The sequence below is a fragment of the Methylothermus subterraneus genome (genome assembly GCF_054656915.1).
Genome location: NZ_BAAHXK010000027.1, coordinates 1 through 1,943 on the forward strand (window position 1 = coordinate 1; position 1,943 = coordinate 1,943).

Genomic DNA, 1,943 nt, shown 5'->3' on the forward strand with positions numbered 1-1,943 from the left:
AAATAAAAAGCCCCCGGGAGGGGGGCTTTGAGTAGCAAAGGAAATTTTCTTGTTATTGTGTTTGGGTCCGGAACCTTACATGAAGGTCGGGATCAGCGGAGCGTCGATCACCACCATCTGCCGATTGCCCGCATCGTCATAGAAGAACAACAGCCCTCCCATCCGGCTGTCGGGATCGTAGATGATGTCCGACAAACGATACACTTCCCAAGCCGCATCCGAAGCCACCACTTCCAAGGTCTTGGTCTCACCCGGAGCCACCGCCCCACCGGTGACGCTCAAGCCCTCTTCCGCCAGCAGGTCCTCCGGATACCCCGTGTCGTCCTCGCACACCTGCGGATTCATAAACCGCACCGACGCGGTCTCAAATTCGCACAGCTGCACCGGACGATTCCCACGGTTGGTCACCGTCAGCTTCATCTTCATGGCGCGTCCCGGCACCCGATAGGTGGCTTCGTCTACCTTCACGTCCACCGTCGGCGCCGGCAGCTCAATCGGCTGAATCCCACGCAGCACCCCCGCCTGCAAGGGAATGGTGACCGGGTATTTGCTCTGCGCGCTGGAGTAGCCAAAAATCACCAGCAACAGCGTGGCCGCCCCAAACAAGAGCCCCACTTTTTTGTCGGTCGGGGTAATAAGCTCGTCCCCACGCCCCGCGTTGACCATCAGAAGCCGCGGAATAAAGACCGGATTGCGCGCAAAGTACACAATCCAGGCAATCCCAATGGCATACCACAAAACGTGCCAGAACCAAATGTTGCCTTCGTTGTAGGTCTCCAAATCCACGGTCTGACCCGTCAGCGTGGTCACCGGGTTCTTGAAGTTGCTCATGGAACCGTTCACGGTCACCCATTTGCCCGGCCCAATGATCGGCCCACCGCCTTCTACGTTGATCATGGTGTGGACGTGCCACTCCCCCGGCCGACGCGCCTTCAGAACCACCCGGAAGGTGTAGGTCTTGCCAATCTCTAAGCGCGCCGAACGCGGCACAAATTTGTCGCTAATGTACGACTCTTTGCGGATAAAGGTGGGACCCGGAATCCCAACGTTGAGAAAGGAGACTTCCGGCGGATCCACCGACTCGGGCCAGCCCTCAAACACGTGAAACTTGCCCTTGATCTCCATCTCGTCGTTGACGTTGAGCTGGTCCGTGGACCAGTTCAGGTCAAACCAGTGGATGGTCCGCATCCGCAAAAACGCCGCTTGCGACTTCTCTCCGTGCGCGTACGCCGAAGGGGTGTACATCACCGCCGTCACCAGGGTCATCAGTAACCCTACCAGCGACCAGCGCGCTACCCTGTCAATCATCGTCTTCATCGATTTCCTCCTCATTCCATAGTGTGTGTTGTCGCCACGCCTCAGGTCCGCTTGACGAACTTGACGGTGCCAAACCAGCGGCCCACAAAGTGCCACAGGAAGTAGACCAAAATGGACATAAAGCCCGAGAAGAACGCCGATACCGGCGCCACGTCCTTACCAAAGGTGCGCAGCGTGCCTTTCTCTACCATCCGAATGTATTCCGGCGTCCCCGTGCGCACGTAGTGGTAGCCCTGAATGTCGGCAATCGACATCAGCATGCCGTTGTATTCCACCGGCACGTGCAAAGGCGCAATAATCGGCCAGTTGCCAGGATACATCAACAAACCCCAGCCTAACCCGCCAATCACCGCCGTGAACAAGAAGCTCCCAGACAGCATCAGCACCACGTCTAAAAAGATCGCCATGTGCACCGCCGCCGTCGGGAAAACAAAGTTAATGGGAAAATAGGTCCACATCCAGAAGTTAAAGTAACGGTTCACCCATTCCCCAAACAGGATGCCCAAAACGCAGACCGTCGCCCCCCACGGCAGCCGCAAACGCTCCCACAGCACCGCTTGCACCGCCGCCGGGAAGGTGATCATCACAATCGGGTACACCGTCACCCACAAACGCCGGTCCTTCCA

General features: G+C 57.6%; 2 protein-coding genes. Both read right to left on the bottom strand.

What is annotated here, in order from left to right; translation table 11 throughout:
* Nucleotides 1-75: 75 nt before the first annotated feature.
* Nucleotides 76-1,317, bottom strand: a complete 1,242-nt coding sequence (amoB, locus tag ACYQ3M_RS11520) for a bacterial ammonia monooxygenase, subunit AmoB (protein ID WP_460036226.1) — start codon at nt 1,315-1,317, stop codon at nt 76-78.
* 41 nt (nt 1,318-1,358) lie between these two features.
* Nucleotides 1,359-1,943 (bottom strand): bacterial ammonia monooxygenase, subunit AmoA (amoA, locus tag ACYQ3M_RS11525; RefSeq protein ID WP_460036227.1); only part of this gene is annotated, 585 nt, incomplete at its 5' end.